Annotated in this window: 16 protein-coding genes; 15 read left to right on the plus strand and 1 reads right to left on the minus strand. The window is 67.0% G+C overall.

What is annotated here, in order from left to right:
* Positions 1–34: 34 nt before the first annotated feature.
* The 9 genes from K3U96_RS07970 to K3U96_RS08010 all read left to right on the plus strand — a co-directional run bounded on the left by K3U96_RS07970 (position 35) and on the right by K3U96_RS08010 (position 10153).
* Positions 35–904: an alpha/beta fold hydrolase gene (locus tag K3U96_RS07970; protein ID WP_220692629.1), complete on the plus strand. Its 870-nt coding sequence runs from the start codon at positions 35–37 to the stop codon at positions 902–904.
* The gene (locus K3U96_RS07975) at positions 901–2586 is read left to right on the plus strand and encodes a bifunctional 3-(3-hydroxy-phenyl)propionate/3-hydroxycinnamic acid hydroxylase (protein WP_220692630.1); all 1686 of its coding nucleotides are present in this window, start codon (positions 901–903) and stop codon (positions 2584–2586) included. Before K3U96_RS07970 ends, K3U96_RS07975 begins: the two co-directional genes overlap by 4 nt.
* Positions 2510–3454 carry a 3-carboxyethylcatechol 2,3-dioxygenase gene (locus K3U96_RS07980; protein ID WP_220692631.1) on the plus strand — a complete coding sequence of 315 codons (945 nt, stop codon included), beginning with the start codon at positions 2510–2512 and terminating at the stop codon, positions 3452–3454. Before K3U96_RS07975 ends, K3U96_RS07980 begins: the two co-directional genes overlap by 77 nt.
* A complete protein-coding gene (locus K3U96_RS07985) occupies positions 3447–5222 on the plus strand; it encodes an FAD-binding protein (protein ID WP_220692632.1) in 1776 nt (591 codons plus the stop codon). Before K3U96_RS07980 ends, K3U96_RS07985 begins: the two co-directional genes overlap by 8 nt.
* Before the next feature lie 18 nt (positions 5223–5240).
* A complete protein-coding gene (locus tag K3U96_RS07990) occupies positions 5241–6572 on the plus strand; it encodes an LLM class flavin-dependent oxidoreductase (RefSeq protein WP_220692633.1) in 1332 nt (443 codons plus the stop codon).
* Positions 6573–6575: 3 nt separating this feature from the next.
* Positions 6576–7394: a coniferyl-alcohol dehydrogenase gene (locus tag K3U96_RS07995; protein WP_069407971.1), complete on the plus strand. Its 819-nt coding sequence runs from the start codon at positions 6576–6578 to the stop codon at positions 7392–7394.
* Between the two features lie 16 nt (positions 7395–7410).
* Positions 7411–8406, plus strand: a complete 996-nt coding sequence (locus tag K3U96_RS08000) for a cyclase family protein (RefSeq protein WP_230982399.1) — start codon at positions 7411–7413, stop codon at positions 8404–8406.
* Positions 8407–8415: 9 nt separating this feature from the next.
* On the plus strand, positions 8416–9255 hold the full coding sequence (locus K3U96_RS08005; RefSeq protein ID WP_220692634.1) for an alpha/beta fold hydrolase: 840 nt from the start codon (positions 8416–8418) through the stop codon (positions 9253–9255).
* Between the two features lie 76 nt (positions 9256–9331).
* Entirely contained in the window at positions 9332–10153 is an 822-nt protein-coding gene (locus K3U96_RS08010) for an SDR family NAD(P)-dependent oxidoreductase (RefSeq protein ID WP_220692635.1), read from the plus strand.
* Here K3U96_RS08010 and K3U96_RS08015 read toward each other — a convergent pair.
* Complete coding sequence (locus K3U96_RS08015) at positions 10150–10878, minus strand: alpha/beta fold hydrolase (RefSeq protein ID WP_220692636.1); 729 nt, start codon at positions 10876–10878, stop codon at positions 10150–10152. The genes K3U96_RS08010 and K3U96_RS08015 overlap by 4 nt on opposite strands.
* 161 nt (positions 10879–11039) lie before the next feature.
* On the opposite strand from K3U96_RS08015, the gene K3U96_RS08020 reads away from it, so the two are divergent.
* Genes K3U96_RS08020 through K3U96_RS08045 form a run of 6 tightly spaced genes read left to right on the plus strand, consistent with a single transcriptional unit; the run spans position 11040 to position 16791 of the window.
* Positions 11040–11693, plus strand: a complete 654-nt coding sequence (locus tag K3U96_RS08020; RefSeq protein ID WP_220692637.1) for a TetR/AcrR family transcriptional regulator — start codon at positions 11040–11042, stop codon at positions 11691–11693.
* A 1-nt stretch (position 11694) separates the two neighbouring features.
* Complete coding sequence (locus K3U96_RS08025; RefSeq protein WP_069406720.1) at positions 11695–11889, plus strand: ferredoxin; 195 nt, start codon at positions 11695–11697, stop codon at positions 11887–11889.
* 10 nt (positions 11890–11899) lie between these two features.
* Positions 11900–13141, plus strand: coding sequence for a cytochrome P450 (locus K3U96_RS08030; protein WP_220692638.1), 1242 nt, complete (start codon positions 11900–11902; stop codon positions 13139–13141).
* 42 nt (positions 13142–13183) lie between these two features.
* Positions 13184–14380 carry an amidohydrolase family protein gene (locus K3U96_RS08035; RefSeq protein ID WP_220692639.1) on the plus strand — a complete coding sequence of 399 codons (1197 nt, stop codon included), beginning with the start codon at positions 13184–13186 and terminating at the stop codon, positions 14378–14380.
* A 59-nt stretch (positions 14381–14439) separates the two neighbouring features.
* Positions 14440–15621 (plus strand): M24 family metallopeptidase, encoded by a 1182-nt coding sequence (locus tag K3U96_RS08040; protein ID WP_275085365.1) that lies wholly within the window; start codon positions 14440–14442, stop codon positions 15619–15621.
* A complete protein-coding gene (locus tag K3U96_RS08045; protein ID WP_220692641.1) occupies positions 15622–16791 on the plus strand; it encodes a M24 family metallopeptidase in 1170 nt (389 codons plus the stop codon).
* Position 16792: the final 1 nt, after the last annotated feature.

A 16792-nucleotide genomic window follows, 5' to 3' on the forward strand; every position in this document is an offset into this window, starting at 1 on the left:
AGGATTCGGTTTTCCCATCGAGAGAGGCACCAGCGTGTCGGAGTTCGAGAGCATCTGGAGTGATCTTCAGGGCGTCCCGTTCTCGCAGGGCTACCTCGATGCCGGGGGAGTGTGCACCCGTTATCTGCACGCAGGCGACCCCGGCAACCCCGTCGTGGTGTTCCTGCACGGCTCCGGCGGACATGCCGAGGCCTACGTCCGCAACCTCGAAGCGCACGCCGAACACTTCTCGACGTGGTCGATCGACATGCTCGGGCACGGATACACCGACAAGCCCGGGTATCCGCTGGAGGTGCATCACTACGTGCAGCATCTGATCGCGGTCCTGGATGCGATCGGCGTGGAGCGTGCCCACCTCAGCGGTGAATCGCTGGGCGGCTGGGTGGCGGCCAGGGCCGCGGTCGACCACCCCGGGCGCATCGACAAGTTGGTGCTCAACACCGCAGGCGGTTCGCAAGCCGATCCCGAGGTGATGAAGCGCATCATCACCTTGTCGATGGCCGCGGCGGAGAATCCGACCTGGGAGACCGTGCAGGCGCGCATCAAATGGTTGATGGCCGACAAGTCCAAGGGCTACGACGACATCGTCGCGAGCAGGCAGCGCGTGTACCGGCAACCCGGCTTCGTTGCTGCGATGAAAGACATTATGGCGCTGCAGGATCCACAGATCCGTGCGCGCAACCTGCTCGGCGCTGCCGAGTACGGATCGATCACCGCACCGACGATGGTGGTGTGGACCAGTGATGATCCGACAGCCGACGTCGCCGAGGGGCGGCGCATCGCCTCGATGATCCCCGGCGCACGGTTCGAGCTGATGCCCGGTTGCGGACACTGGCCCCAGTACGAAGACCCCAAGACCTTCAACCGCCTGCACCTCGACTTCCTTCTGGGGCGACACGGATGACCGAACACGTGGATGTCCTCATCGTCGGCGCAGGCCCGTCCGGGCTGACCCTCGCGAACATCCTCGGGCTGCACGGGGTGCGAACAGTGGTCGCGGAGGAACGCGACACGCTCATCGACTATCCGCGCGGGGTCGGCCTCGACGATGAGGCGCTGCGCACCTTCCAGTCGATCGGGCTCGTCGAACGCGTCCTGCCGCACACGGTGCCGAACCAGATCCTGCGGTTCTTCGATGCCAAGCGGCGACTCCTCGCCGAAATGGCCCCGCCCGATGCGCGTTTCGGGTGGCCCAAGCGCAACGGCTTCGTGCAACCCATGGTCGATGCCGAATTGTTCGGCGGACTCGAGCGTTTCGATCACGTCGATGTGCGGTTCGGGTATCAGATGCAGACCTGTGTGGAAGGCGACGACGGGGTCACGGTGAAGTTCGCCGGTGGGCAGGACGCCGTGCACGCCCGTTATGTGGTCGGCTGCGACGGCGGCCGCAGCGCGACGCGCCGGCTGATGGGCGTGTCGTTCGACGGCACCACGTCCTCGACGCGCTGGTTGGTCGTCGACGTTGCCAACGACCCACTCGGCCATCCGAACAGCGAGGTGGGCGCGGACCCGGTGCGGCCCTATGTCTCGATTTCCATCGCCCACGGCATCCGCCGCTTCGAGTTCATGATCCACCCCGACGAGACCGACGAGCAGGCCGACGACCCCGCATTCGTCAGACGGATGCTGGCACAACGGGTTCCGCATCCCGACCAGGTCGACATCATCCGGCACCGGGTGTACACCCACCATTCGCGAATCGCATCGTCGTTCCGCAAGGGGCGGCTGCTGCTGGCCGGCGACGCAGCGCACCTCATGCCGGTGTGGCAGGGGCAGGGCTACAACAGCGGTATCCGCGACTCCGCCAACCTCGGGTGGAAGCTGGCCGCGGTGGTGACCGGCCAGGCCGGCGACGCCCTGCTCGACACGTACGACGTCGAGCGCCGCAAGCACGCCAGGGCGATGATCGATCTGTCCACCATGGTGGGCCGGGTGATCTCACCCACCAACCGGCGGGTGGCCGGCCTGCGCGACCGGGTCATCCATGCCGCATCGGTGGTGCCGACGCTGAAACGCTACGTGCTCGAAATGCGGTTCAAGCCGATGCCGCGCTATCAGCACGGGGCGGTGTTCCACGCCGAACACCGATCGGAGAACTCCCCGACGGGCACGCTGTTCATCCAGCCGCGCGTCGACACCCGCGATCGACAAAACGTGCTGCTCGACGAGGTGCTCGGTACCGGCTTCGCGGTGCTGTGCTGGAGCAACAATTTGCGGGCAGTACTGGGCGCCAACGCATTCGACCGTTGGAAAGCGCTGGGCGCCAGGTTCATCGAGGCGCGGCCGATGACCCAACTGCACTGGCCGGGACACGACGACGCCGACGTGGTGGTGGTCGGCGACAAGACCGGCGCGCTCAAGGGGTGGTTCGACACCTACACCGACTCGGTACTCTTCCTGCGTCCCGACCGTTGCATCGCCGCCGCCTGCATCGCCCAACGCGCGGCCGAGACCAGCGAATCACTCTTCGATGTCCTCTGCCTGACACCGGGAGGAGGTTCAGGTTCTCATGACAACACTGGCACTGTGCTGTATGTCGCACAGCCCGCTGCTGAATCTACCGGGACCGTCGCAGGATCTCCTTGACGAGATCGACACCGCGCTGGCGGGTGCGCGTCAGTTCGTCGCCGACTACGACCCGCAACTGGTCGTCGTCTTCTCACCCGACCACTACAACGGGTTCTTCTACCGGACCATGCCGCCGTTCTGTATCGGCACCGCCGCGCAGGGGGTCGGCGACTACGGCACCTACGCCGGCCCGCTCGACGTGCCCGCTGACCTCGCGACCGACTGCGCCCGAGCGGTTCTGGAGTCCGGGATCGACGTGGCGATCTCGGCGAGCATGGACGTCGACCACGGCACCGTGCAGCCGCTGCAGAAACTGTTCGGCGACGCCACCGCGCGGCCGGTGATACCCATCTTCATCAACTCGGTCGCCACCCCGCTGGGGCCGCTGCGTCGGGTGCGCGCGCTGGGCGCCGCGGTGGGCACCCACCTCGCGAGGCTGGGTAAGCGGGTGCTGATCGTGGGATCCGGTGGCCTTTCCCATGACCCGCCGGTTCCGACGCTGGCGAGCGCGCCCGCGGCCGCGCTGGAACGCATCGTCTACGGTGCGCCGATGACGCCTGAGCAGCGCCGGGCCCGGCAGGTGGCGGTGATGGAGGCAGCCCGCGCGTTCGCCCACGGGGACAGTCCGTTGCAACCGCTCAACCCCGACTGGGACGCCGCGTTTCTCGAGTTGATCGACGCCAACCGGCTCACCGAGGTCGACGCCTGGCCCAACGACTGGATCGAAAAGGAGGCCGGCCACTCCGCGCACGAGATCCGCACGTGGGTAGCGGCCTTCGGGGCCCTGGCCGCCCACGGGCCCTACCGCACCGGGCACCGGTTCTACCGCGCCGCACCCGATCTGATCGCCGGGTTCGCGGTCAGGACGGCGGTGCTCGATGTCTGAGGCGTTCGATCACACCGTCGATGTGCTCGTCGTCGGGTCCGGCGGTGGCGGTATGACCGCGGCGCTGGCCGCCGACGCGTTCGGCCTCGACACGCTGGTCGTGGAGAAGTCACCGCAGTTCGGCGGCTCCACCGCGCTGTCGGGCGGGGGGATCTGGGTGCCCGGGGCACCGTCGCAACGCCAACAGGGCTATACCCCTGACCCCGACGGTGTCGTGGAATACCTGCGCCGGATCACCGGCGGCCTGGTCAGCGACGAGCGGCTGACCCAGTACGTCCGCTCCGCACCGGAGATGATGGAGTTCCTGGAGAAGCTCAGCCCCTGGTTCGAGTTCGTCTGGAAACCGGGCTACGCCGACTACTATCCCGAACTGCCCGGCGGCTCCGAGTTGGGCAGCACCATCAACGTGCCGGCCATCGATCTGCGCAAGCTCGGCGACGAAGAGCAGAACCTGCTGCAACCGCTGGCTCTGGCGCCCAAGGGAATCTGGTTCGCGCCCAAGGACCTTCGGTTGTTCTACCAGGTGCGACAGAACTGGCGGGGTAAGGCCGTGCTCGTCAAGCTGATCTGGCGGATGGTCCGCGCGCGGGTGTTCGGGGACCGGATGGCCGCTATCGGTCAGTCGCTGGCCGCGCGCATGCGACTGGCCCTCAAACAGCAAAACGTCCCGCTGTGGCTGAGCGCGCCCATGACCGAGCTGATCACCGACGTCGACGGCGCCGTGACGGGCGCCGTGATCGAGCGCGACGGCCGCGCGCAGCGCATCGGCGCGCGTCGCGGCGTGATCCTGGCCGCCGGCGGCTTCGACCACGACATGCAGTGGCGCAGACAGCACCTGCCGGTACTCGACCGGGTCCGTGATCTCGCCGGTGCGGACAAAGACTGGAGCTTCGGCAACCCGGCCAATATGGGCGAGGGTATCCGCGCGGGGGAGAAGGTCGGCGCCGCCACCGAACTGCTCGACGAGGCATGGTGGTTCCCGGCTATCTGCTGGCCCGACGGCCGACTGCAGTTCATGCTGAACGAGCGGATGATGCCCGCGCAGTTCGTGGTCAACGGGGCCGGCGAGCGGTTCATCAACGAAGCCGCGCCCTACATGGATTTCGCGCACGCGATGATCGAAGGGCAGCGCACGGGGGTCACCCACATCCCGTGCTGGCTGATCACCGACATCGGCTCGTTTCACCGCTACGTCGTCGCCGGCCACCTGCCGATCCCGAAGATCCCGTTCGCGCCGGTGCCCACCGGTTGGAAGGTGCCCAAGGCGTGGCTGGATTCCGGCGTCGTACACGAAGCCACCAACTGGGAAGAACTGGCGGACAAGATCGGTGTGCCCAGAGACCAATTGCGCCAAACCGCTGAGCGGTTCAACGCGCTGGCGCGCGCCGGCCACGACGACGACTTCAACCGCGGTGAGTCCGCCTACGACAACTACTACGGCGACCCGACGCTGCCCAATCCGAACCTGCATCCGCTGGGCAAACCGCCGTACTACGCGTTCCAGATCATCCTCGGTGATCTCGGAACGTCCGGCGGCCTGCGCACCGACGAGCACGCCAGGGTGCTGCGTGGTGACGACAGCATCGTCAAGAACCTCTACGCGGTGGGCAACACGGCGGCGGCCGTGATGGGCCGCAGCTACGCCGGAGCCGGTGCGACCATCGGTCCCGCAATGACATTCGGCTATGTGGCGGCCAAACACATCGCCGAGCAGCCGACCGACCCGGCCGTCACCGGCCGTCGCCAAGACCGATCCGACCGTCGATAAAGATCGAAAGGTAACCAAATGAGGATCTCGCTGTTCTACGAATTCCCGCTACCGCGGCCGTGGAGTGACGACGACGAACACAAGCTTTTCCAGGACGGTCTCGACGAGGTCGAGCTTGCCGACAAGGCCGGCTTCTCGACGGTGTGGCTCACCGAACACCATTTCCTCGAGGAGTACTGTCACTCCACCGCGCCGGAGATCTTCTTGTCGGCGGCCAGCCAACGCACCGAGAACATCCGGCTGGGGTTCGGCATCATGCACCTGCCTCCGGTTGTCAACCACCCCGCCCGCGTCGCCGAGCGCGTCGCCACCCTCGACCTGGTTTCGAACGGTCGCGTCGAGTTCGGCACCGGAGAGTCCTCGTCGGTCGGCGAACTGGGCGGGTTCGGGATCGACCCCGCCGACAAACGTGCCATGTGGGAAGAGGCGCTGGAGGTCTCGATCCGCTGCATGACCGAGGAACCGTTCACCGGATACTCCGGCCAGCACATCGAGATGCCTGCGCGCAACGTCGTACCCAAGCCGCTGCAGAAGCCGCACCCACCGGTCTGGGTGGCCTGCACCCGCCCCGCATCCGTCGCGATGGCGGCGCAAAAGGGCCTGGGCGCGCTGAGTTTCGCCTACACCGGCCCCGGCCCGCTGACCGAGCGGGTCAACGGCTACTACAAGGAGTTCGAGGAGAACGGTGTCCCGGTGACACCGCAGATGAACCCGAACATCCTGGCCATCGGCGGCGATCTGTCGATGATGGTGGCCCCTACCGACGAGCAGGCCATCGAACGGCTCGGCAAGGGCGGCGGGTTCTTCGCGTTCGGCATCATGCACTACTACATGACCGGAATGCACACACCGGGCCGAACAGGTGTGTGGAAGCGCCATCTCGAGGAGATCGAGAAAGACCCGAGCATCGTCTACGGCCCCGACCGCGGCCCCATCGGCAGCCCGGCCACCGTGCGCGAGTTCCTACGCGGCTACGAGCAAAGCGGTGTGGACGAACTCATCCTGCTGCTGACACCGCGCAGGCATGAAGAGACGATGGAGTCGATCGAGCTGATGGGCAAGGAGGTGCTGCCCGAGTTCATCGAACGTGACCAGAAGGCCGCCGCCGAGAAGGCCAAGCGCCTCGAACCCATCCTCGAGAAGGCCGAGGCCCGGCGGCCCGAGTCGACGTCGCCCATGTTCGACGAGAGCTATGCGTTCGGCGGGCTGCCCACCGGCCGCCAGAACTACACCGCCAACGAGGTCGCCCTGGCGATGGACGAGATGACCGAGGGCATCGAGACGGCGGCCAAGAAGCTGAAGTCAGGAGAAGGGTGGACGAGCCGCAACCCGGCCGCCGATCAGAGCTGACCGATGGGCCAGATTGCCGACTTATGGCGCTACGACGGCCGCCGGGTCGTGGTCACCGGATGCTCCTCGGGCATCGGGGAACAGGTCGCACGCCAGGTCTGTGAACTCGGTGCGGAGGTGGTCGGGCTCGACATCCGGCCACCCGCAGTGCCATTCGGCCGGTTCGTTTCGCTCGACCTGTCCGATCCGGCCTCGATCGATGCGGCGGTCGCGTCGATCGGGGGCCGGGTGGACGCCCTGTTCAACGTGGCCGGGGTGTCATCGGGCATCGGTGACCCGCTGCGGGTGGTGACGATCAACTTCCTCGGCACTCGCCAGTTCACCGAGGCGCTGGTGCCGTCGATGCCGCCCGGGTCCTCGATCGCCAACGTGTCGTCGCTGGCGGCGTCGGGATACCGGCAGAACGCCGACGTCACCGCCGGGCTGGTCGCCACCGCGACCACTGCCGACGGAATCCAGTGGTGTAAAAGCCATCCCGACGCCGTCGCCGACGGCGGTGGCTACCGGCTGTCCAAGGAGGCGATCATCCTGTACGGGATGGCCAACGTCGCGATGCTGGGCGCCAAGGGAATCCGGATCAACTGCACGGCGCCCGGGGTCACCGACACGCCGATCCTCGACCAGTTGCGCAGCGCCTACGGTCAGGAGTTCCTGGATGCCTTCAAAACCCCGCTGGGCCGCACCGCCGGACCGGAAGAACAGGCCAGCGTGCTGGTGTTCCTGAACAGCCGCGCCGCCAGCTACATCACCGGACAGGTGATCTGGGTGGATGGTGGCACAATCGGCGAGACCGACCTTGCCGGGTCGGTGCCGCGACGATGACGACGAGGGACGAGTAATGGCCACCATGAAAGACTTTCGCCGCGTCGCCGAGGAGGTCCGCAACTGGGGACGATGGGGCGACGACGACGAGTTGGGTACGCTCAACTTCATCACCCGGGACAAGGTGGCCGAAGCGGCCGCCACCGTCCGCCAGGGCAAGGTGATCCCGCTGGGCGGTGACTTCGGCTCAGCGGGCCCCCAGGGTGCGTTTCAGTTCCGACAGAACCCCGTTCACGTCATGACCGTCGACGGCGGTGATGCGAACACCCTGGTTCAGTATGCACCGCAGTGGCTGCGCAACTCCGTCGCGCAGCAGCTGAGTTCGTTCTTCGCCGACAACCCGTTCCGCTTCAACGACGACATGATCGTGATGCCGCTGCAGGCCGGCACCCAATGGGACGCGCTGTCGCACGTCTACTACGAGGACAAGCTCTACAACGGTTTCCCTGCGGACTCGGTGACCAGTTTCGGCGCCTTCCACTGCGGTATCGACAAGGTCGACGTCAAGGGCATCACCTCGCGCGGCGTGTTGCTCGACGTGGTGGCGCACCGCGGCGCCGACGTGTTCTGCGAGCCCGGAAACCCCATCACCCCAGCAGAACTCGACGACATCGCGAACAGCCAGGGTGTGCAGATCCGGCGCGGCGACATCGTCGTCGTCCATACCGGGTGGTGGACGCGGTTCCTGTCCACCGGCGACGGCGCCGAGCCCGGCTCCGGCCTGGACTGGATATGCGCGTCGTGGCTGCACGACAACGAGGTCGCGGCGGTGGCCGCTGACAACCTCATGGTCGAAGATCCCGATCCGGCCAACGGCGTGGAAGGCACCTTCCTGCCGATGCACATGCTCTGTCTGCGCGATATGGGCCTGATGCTGGGCGAGTACTGGGATCTGACCGGTCTGGCTGCCGACTGCGCCGCCGACGGCGTCTACGAATTTCAGCTGATCGCACCACCGTTGAAGGTGGTCGGCGCGGTCGGCGCACCCGTCAGCCCGATCGCGATCAAGTAGGTGCACAGCGTGACGGCATTCGAACGCAAGACCGTGCTGGTCGACGGGCTGGTCACGAGTTATCTCGAGGCCGGGCAGGGTGATCCGGTGGTCCTGCTGCACGGCGGCGAGTTCGGCGCCAGCGCGGAGCTCGGGTGGGAACGCAACATCGCCGCGCTGGCCGAACATCATCGGGTGCTGGCCCCCGACATGCTCGGCTTCGGCGGAACAGCCAAGGTCGTCGACTTCACCGACGGCCGCGGCATGCGGCTGCGGCACATCGCACGGTTCTGTGCCGAGTTGGGAGTCGGCTCCGCGCACTTCGTCGGCAACTCGATGGGTGCGGTCAACCTGTACGTCGACACCACGTCGGACTCACCGGTGCTGCCGGTGCGCAGCATGGTGACGATCTGCGGCGGCGGCGAGATTCAGCGCAACGAGTTCTCGGCTGCACTCTACGATTACGACGCGACGCTGCCTGCCATGCGCAAGATCGTCGAGGCCCTGTTTTACCGCCCGTCCTATCCCGCCGACGAGGCGTACGTCGCGCGGCGCTACGAGTCCAGCATCATGCCGGGCGCTTGGGAGGCGTTGGCGGCGGCGCGGTTTCGCCGTCCCGGTCTGAATGCCCCACCGCTGCCCTCGAGCGCGCGGCCCTACGACCGGATCACGGTGCCCACGCTGGTGGTCGAAGGGGGTGGCGACAAGCTACTGCCCGCGGGCTGGGCGGCCGCGATCGCCGGCCAGATCCGCGGCGCCCGGTCGGCCGTGGTGGACGCCGCCGGGCATTGCCCGCAGATCGAACAACCCGACGTCGTCAACGCGTTGCTGCTGGAGTTCCTGGCCGAGCACGAGGTCGCATCCGCATGATGCCGAGATCGACGTTTCGGCGACTTTTACTCGCACTTCCTGTGCGAAACGTCCCTTTGGGCGAGTGAGGAGTGACATGACGGGTGAGTTGGCCGGCAAGGTCGCGGTCGTCACCGGCGGCGCGTCCGGCCTCGGTGAAGGCCTGGCACGCCGCTTCGCCGCCGAGGGCGCCAAGGTCGTCATCGGCGACATCGACCGCGACGGCGGCACCGCGCTGGCCGCCGACATCGGCGCCAACGCACATTTCGTCGAGGCCGACGTCGCCGACACCGAACAGGTCAGCGGCCTGGTGTCGACAGCAGTCGAACGCTTCGGCGGCCTGCACGTCATGGTCAACAACGCAGGGGTGTCGGGCACCATGCACCGCCGCTTCCTCGACGACGACCTGGCCGACTTCGACACGGTGATGCGGATCAACGTGCGCGCGGTCATGGCGGGCACCCGCGACGCCGCCCGGCACATGTCCAAGCACGGCGGCGGGTCGATCATCAACCTGACATCGATCGGCGGCATCCAGGCCGGGGGCGGCGTGATGACCTACCGGGCGTCGAAAGCCGCCGTCATCCAGTTCACCAAGTCGGCCGCGATCGAGTTGGCGCACTACGAGATACGCGTCAACGCCATCGCGCCAGGAAACATCCGCACCGCCATCGTGCGCAAGTCGGCCACCGGTGAGGATCTGGAGAAGCTCGAGCAGTTCGAGGCCGCGATCCGCGAACAGATGCGCAACGACCGCCCGCTGAAACGGGAAGGCACGATGGAGGACGTCGCCGAAGCGGCGCTCTACTTCGCCACCGACCGGTCGCGCTACGTCACCGGCACGGTCCTTCCTGTCGACGGTGGCACAGTCGCGGGGAAGGTCATCGTGCGCAAACCGAAGCCCGACAGCGCGAACTAGCCCCCGCCGGCGCCGTCCGCGCGGTCGGCATGCTCCTTGACCAGCCGCGGAAACCTGCCGCGGTCCGGGCGGAAGATGTCGTGGGGCGAGTCGTTGAACTCGACCAACGTCGCCTGCGGGAACTCTTGTCGATAGCGCGCCCACTGCTCATCGGTGACCAGAACGCCCTCACCGCTGCGCACCGCCAGCAACGGAAGATCCAGGCGGGCAAGCTCATTCCAGAACGACCGCGCTCGGGCGGCCCGAAACGTCTTCATCGCAGCGTCGTAGTCGACGCGCTCGCGTACCGGGATGCCGCGCCAACGCCCGTCCAGCAGCCGACGCGGTGCGCCGGGCGGCAGTACCCGTTCCTCGGGGAGGTAATCACCGATCGCGAGCGATCGCACCCGGCCGGGGTTGCGCAGCGCCCACTCGATCGCATACGACGTGCCCCGCGAAAACGTCACCAGATGAACCTGCCCGCCGGTGACGTCATCGATGACAGCGCCGACATCGGAGGTCAACGCCGCACTGTCGTACCCGTCGGCCGGGGCGCCGCTGCGGCCGTGCCCCCTGAGTTCGACGACCACGGTCCTCCTGCCGAAGGCGGGCAGGACTTCGGTGTAGTCCTCGGCGAGACATGTCATCCCCGGCACGAACACGATCGGTGCGCCGCGATCGTCGCCTCCGGAATCGAGGAAGTGAAGCCGGACGTCGCCGTTGTCGGTGAACCGGGAGACCGCCATGGTCCCGCAACTCTAAGCGGTCGCGACGGCCCGACAGCAGGCCGCCATTGTGCGGTTTCATCCGCGCACCACCGTGTGTCGCGGATGAAAGTGCACAGTCGCAGAAGAGAAGTTAAATCAATCGCTTGACTTAAGCCGGGTGTGGCGGTTGACTAGTGACCGTGACCACAGCTCGCAGTGTTCGCGCCGAGCGCGCGAGCATCACGCGCGAAGCGATCCTGGCGGCGGCGGAGCGCCTGTTCGCCGAGCACGGCGTATACGCCGTATCCAACCGCCAGGTCAGCGAGGCCGCCGGCCAGGGCAACAACGCCGCGGTCGGCTACCACTTCGGCACCAAGCTCGATCTGGTCCGGGCGATCGAACAGAAGCACCGGGTGTCGATCGAGCGGCTGCTCGGGCGAATGGTCGCCGAGACCGCCCAGTCCACGGAGTTGCGCGACTGGATCGCCTGCATGGTGTGCTCGCTCACCGAGCACCTCGATCAGCTCGGCAACCCGACCTGGTATGCGCGGTTCGCGGCGCAGGCGCTGGCCGACCCCGCGTACCAGAAGATCGTCGTCAGGGATGCGCTGGCATCCCAGGCGCTGCAGCAGGTGGTCGACGGCATCACCCGGTGCCTGCCCGAGCTGCCGATGGCCGTGGTCGCCGAACGCAACATCATGGTGCGCAACCTGATGATGCACACCTGCGCGGACTTCGAGCGTGCGTTCGCCGAGGGCGCCGACATCCGGCGGTCGAACTGGAGCTCGGTGGCATCGGGTCTGATCGACGCGATCGTCGGCCTGTGGAGAGCGCCCGTCACCGAGCGGGTGTGACATGAAAGTCACCGTCGACCAAGACAAGTGTGTGTCCTCCGGGCAGTGCGTGCTCAACGCCGGCGAGGTCTTCGACCAACGTGACGAAGACGGCGTCGTCGTGCTGCTCGACGACAACCCCGTCGGCGCAGACGCCGACAACGCCCGTAAGGCCGCGGCCGCCTGCCCTGCACTAGCCATCCAGACCGAGGAGTGACAAGACGCCTATGTCCGACACGTTGACGACGGGTGCGGCCGAAACGGCAGCCGAGATCCCCGAGTACCCGATGGAGCGGGACGCGCGCTGCCCGTTCGCCCCACCGCCGCAGATGCTCAAGATGGGTGAGGCCAAACCGCTGTCCCGCGTGCGGATCTGGAACGGGACCACCCCGTGGCTGGTTACCGGACACGCGGTGGCGCGGGAGCTGTTCGCCGACTCGCGGGTCAGCGTCGACGACCGTATCGAGGGCTTCCCGCATTGGAACGAGCACATGCTGTCCACGGTGTACAAGCGACCGCGGTCGGTGTTCACCTCCGACGCCGAGGAGCACACCCGGTTCCGCCGGATGTTGTCCAAGCCGTTCACCTTCAAGCGCGTGGAGGGACTGCGCTCGGCGATCCAGGAGGTGACCGACACGTGCATCGACAACATCCTGGCCGGTGAGCAACCCGCCGACATCGTCGCCAAGTTGGCGCTGCCGGTGCCGACGCGGGTGATCAGCGAAATGCTCGGCGTCCCATACGAAGACCACGAGTTCTTCCAGCACCACGCCAACGTCGGCCTGGCCCGCTACGCGTCGGCCGAGGACGGCCAGAAGGGTGCGATGAGCCTCGCGAAGTATCTCAGCGACCTCGTCAAGGCCAAGATGGAAAACCCGTCCGAGGACGCGGTGTCCGACCTCGCCGAACGGGTCAACGCCGGCGAGATCAGCGTCAAGGAGGCGGCGCAACTGGGCACCGGCCTGCTCATCGCCGGGCACGAGACCACCGCCAACATGATCGGCATCGGTGTGCTCGCCCTGCTGGAGAACCCCGAACAGGCTGCGCAGCTGCGGAATTCCGACGACCCGAAGTTCATCGCCAACGCGGCCGAAGAGCTGATGCGCTACCTGTCCATCATCCAGAACGGGCAGCGACGCGTGGCCCTCGAGGACATCGAGATCGCCGGGGAGACCATCCGCGCCGGCGAGGGCATCATCTTGGACCTCGCCCCGGCGAACTGGGACGCGACCGCCTATCCCGAGCCCGACAAGCTCGACCTCGGCCGCGACGCCACTCAGCAGCTCGGTTTCGGCTACGGCCGGCACCAGTGCGTCGGCCAGCAATTGGCCCGCGCCGAACTGCAGATCGTGTTCCACACACTGCTGCGGCGCATTCCGACCCTGCGGCTGGCCGTGCCGATCGAGGAGGTGCCGTTCAAACACGACCGGCTCGCCTACGGCGTCTATGAACTTCCGGTGGCCTGGTAGCCACCGCCGGCCCGGATCCACAGCCTGATTGGAGTGTCAACGATGTCAGCACCAAGCACCAAATCATCGCCCGCCCACCCCCCGACCCTTTATCCGCCGGAGGGTTTCGGCGCGCCCAAGCACCGCAAGGGCCGTGCATCGAAGGACGGCCTGGCCAGCCTTCCTCAGGGCACCGAGATCTTCTCGGCCGACAACCACATCTCGGTGGCCGACGACATCTTCTACGAGCGCTTCCCCGAGGAACTCAAGGGCGCCGCGCCCCGCATCTGGTATGAGGACGGCGCGTACATGGTCGGGATGAAGGGCAAGGCCTGGACCGGAGGGGATTTCGGCCGGGTGCTGATGCAGTACGACGACCTGGCCGGTGCGGCGACCAACAACATCGAGGCCCGCATCCGCGAACTCAAAGAGGACGGCATCGACAAGGAGTTGGCGTTTCCGAACGCCGTGCTGGCGTTGTTCCACTACCCGGACAAGACGTTGCGCGAGCGCGTGTTCCGCATCTACAACGAGCACATCGCCGACCTGCAGGAGCGCAGCAACGGCCACTTCTACGGTGTCGGGCTGATCAACTGGTGGGACCCCAAGGGCACGAGGAGCACGTTGGAGGAGCTGAAGGGGTTGGGCCTCAAGACGTTTCTGCTGCCGCTGAACCCCGGCAAGGACGACGAGGGCAACATCTACGACTACGGCAGCACCGATATGGACGCCGTCTGGGACGAGATCGAGGACGCGGGTGTGCCGGTCAGCCACCACATCGGCGAGACACCACCCAAGACGCCATGCCAGAACAACAGCGTCGTGGTCGGGATGATGGTCAACGTGGACTCGTTCCGCGAACAGTTCGCCAAGTATGTGTTCTCCGGCATCCTGGACCGCCATCCCAAGCTCAAGATCGGGTGGTTCGAGGGCGGCATCGCCTGGGTCCCCACGGCCCTGCAGGACGCCGAACACATGCTGGCCTCGTACCGTCATATGTTCAACCACGAACTGGGGCACCCGGTCCGGCACTATTGGGACAATCACATGAGCGCGTCGTTCATGGTTGATCCGCTCGGCCTGGAACTCATCGACAAGATCGGTGTGGGCAACGTGATGTGGTCGTCGGACTACCCCCACAACGAATCGACGTTCGGCTACTCGGAGAAATCGCTGAAGTCCGTCGTCGACGCGGTCGGACCCGAGGATGCGGTCAAGATCGTCAGCACCAACATCAAGAACTTCCTGGGGATTTCGTGACCGCCTTCGCATCACAGTCCACGCTGATCGACATACCGGAGCTTCCCGACCGTGCCCGGATGTACCGCGAGTGCGGCGCCAGGCTGCGCGATTCGATGCGGGAAAAGGCCGTCGACGCGCTGATCCTGATCGGCAACGGAAACGTCGTCTACGCGACGGGGGTCAGCTGGCCGCTGCTCGACGCCGGCCTGTCGCACGTGGAACGCCCGGTGGCGATCGTGCTCGCCGACGACCCGCATCCGCACCTGTTCATGCCGCTGCGGGAGGGGTCGTCATCGCAATGCGAGGTGCCCGACGACCACGTGCACCCCGCGCTGTACCTCGAATTCGACGAGGGCGTCGAGCAATTCGCGAAGGTGCTGGCCGACCTGGTGCCCGCGGGGGGCACGGTCGCCGTCGACGAGATGACCGGTGCGATGCGCCGCGCGTCGCGCACCCTGTTCCCGTCCGGTCCACCGTCGGATGCCGCACAGGTCGTCGGCCCCGCCAAGCTCGTCAAGACACCCGACCAGATCTCGTGCGTGCGCAAGGCGTGCCGCATCACCGAAGAAGCCATGGTCGACGTGCACAAGGCGCTGGCCCCGGGAGTGCGGCAGGTCGACCTCTCGGCGGCATTCGTTCGGCGCGCCTTCGAACTGGGCGCCACGGCCAACATGCTCGAGGCCATCTGGCAGGTGATGCCCACGACCAAGACCAGCGGCTCGGTGTGGACCACCACCGGCGATCTGGCGTTGCCGCTGCTGACGACCGAGCGCCGACTCGAACGCGGCGACGTGCTGTGGACCGACGTCAGCATCACCTACCAGGGCTACTGCTCTGACTTCGGCCGCACCTGGATGGTCGGCGACCAACCGTCGCCGCGTCAGCAGGCGCAGTTCGACAAGTGGCGCGAGATCATGTCCGCCGTCCTGTCGGTCACCAAGGCGGGGGCCACCAACGGTGATCTGGCGCGCGCGGCGATCGCCGCGAACGGGGGCACCAAGCCGTGGCTGCCGCACTTTTATCTCGGGCACGGCATCGGCACCAACGCCGCCGAGATGCCGATGATCGGGACCGATCTCGGCGAGGAGTTCGACGACAACTTCGTCTACCCCGCGGGCATGCTGCTGGTGCTCGAACCCGTGGTCTGGGAGGACGGCACCGGCGGCTATCGCAGCGAGGAGATCGTGGTGATCACCGAGGACGGCTACCAGTCGATCACCGACTACCCCTACGCACCCTACGGACAGGATCGGATCTGAATGGCACTCGAGATTCTGCCCGACGCAGCCGATTTGCGCCGGGGCCGCCGCGAACGGGCACTGGCCCAGATGGAAGCGCGCGACATCGACATCCTGGTGCTGGGCCGGCAGGCCAACGTGCGCTACGTGACCGGCGCGCCGCAACTGTGGGTGGCGGGCACCCGGCCGTTCGGCCCCATCTGTGAGGTCGTCAGGTCGACGGGGGAGATCTATCTCAACAGCACCTGGGACGAAGGTATCCCCGACGAGATCCCCCACGACAACCTGTATGGGTTGGCGTGGAACCCGATGACGCTCGTCGAGGTGCTCAAAACGCTGCCGGGGGCGGCCAGCGTCAAACGCGTCGGAACCGACTCGCTGACACCGACATTCGCCCAGCTGCTGCCGATGGCGTTCCCTCAGGCCGAGATCGTCGACGCCGAACCCGCCCTGCGCGCCGCGCGCCGCATCAAGACCCCCGACGAGATCGCGGTACTGCGCGGTGCGCTGTCGGTGGCTTCGACGGCGCTGGACGCCGCGCGCTCCGAGATGGCGGCCGGTGTCACCGAGCAGTCGCTGACCGGGGCGCTGATGCAGGCGATGGCCGCGGGCGGTGTCACGACGCCGGCCACCCAGGACGGGGCGTGGGTGACCAGCAAGGAGCATCCGTGGCGGCGGGCCCGTCGCGACGGCCGTGTCGCCGACGGCGATCTGGTGGCGTTCTCCGCGGGCGCGCTGGCCGACGGCTACCTCGGTGAGGTCGGGCGCACCTATGCGGTCGGCGACGTCGACGGTTCGGCCGTCCCCGCCCTGTATGACCGCTGGGATGAGTTGCGCGAGCGGTTGATCGCCGCATGCCGTCCGGGCTGCCCGGCCAGCGACCTGCTGTCGGCCTATGACGCGGCCGGCGAGCAGCTGCCGGTGATGCCGGTGGCCCACGGGCTCGGTCTGGGATTCGACTCGCCGGTGGTGACGCCGCAGCTGCGGGAGACCTGCGCGCAGGAGATCCTCGAACCCGGCATGGTGCTCGCGGTCACCGGTTACGTGTGGCAGCCCGGGGTCGGTGCGATCTTCGGACGCGACGCAGTGCACGTCACCGCCGACGGGCCAGAGGTACTGACCACCAGCCCTTCGCCGACGGGCGCTCGGGCCAACAGTGCGGGCGAAAACGCCGGCGTCGGCATCGGCTGAA

It is taken from the genome of Mycolicibacterium holsaticum DSM 44478 = JCM 12374 (genome assembly GCF_019645835.1).
In the GTDB taxonomy this organism is placed as follows: Bacteria; Actinomycetota; Actinomycetes; order Mycobacteriales; family Mycobacteriaceae; genus Mycobacterium; species Mycobacterium holsaticum.